This window comes from Halorubrum sp. Atlit-28R, assembly GCF_003665955.1.
Taxonomy (GTDB): domain Archaea; phylum Halobacteriota; class Halobacteria; order Halobacteriales; family Haloferacaceae; genus Halorubrum; species Halorubrum tropicale.
Genome location: NZ_QPLS01000190.1, coordinates 1 through 478, shown reverse-complemented (window position 1 = coordinate 478; position 478 = coordinate 1). Strand labels below are relative to the sequence as shown.

Below are 478 nucleotides of genomic sequence, written 5' to 3'. Positions count from 1 at the left end.
CTAGATGCCTTTGTGAGAATAGGCCTTCCTATCAATTGTTCTTTTGGCTCAGAAAGTGAGAATTACCCTGCTTGGTGGATGGTGCGGTATCAGGAAATAAGTGAAGAGAAGCTCCATAAATTAAAGCAGTTGGGGATCGACTTCAAAGAAAAGGACTCAAGAGGAAAAACAATCGTTGAAAGTTTGAAGCACTCGTCAACAAGCTTATCGCAGAACCAAGCGGTGATACTCACTAATGAGTAGCTTTACTTCTTTCAAATCAGATGAGACGTTGACCTTGCCCCGATTTCACGTACACCAGAAATTTGATAAATTGATGGTGTATGGAGGCAATGATGGCACAAGTTTCATCGGCAACGAATCGACAGTATACGACCGAGTTCAAGATTGAGGCGCTACGTCTGGCAGAGTCGGTAGGACCTGCGCAAGCGGCAAGGCGGCTTAGCATTCCGGACTCGAGCCTGGCAAACTGGATTCG

General features: G+C 45.8%; 2 protein-coding genes. Both read left to right on the top strand.

What is annotated here, in order from left to right; translation table 11 throughout:
- Positions 1–243, top strand: a 243-nt coding sequence (locus DVK06_RS19460; protein WP_233561806.1) for a hypothetical protein, incomplete at its 5' end; no start/stop codon positions are given.
- A gap of 92 nt (positions 244–335) precedes the next feature.
- A partial coding sequence (locus tag DVK06_RS17480; protein WP_394345532.1) for a transposase occupies positions 336–478 on the top strand: 143 nt, incomplete at its 3' end.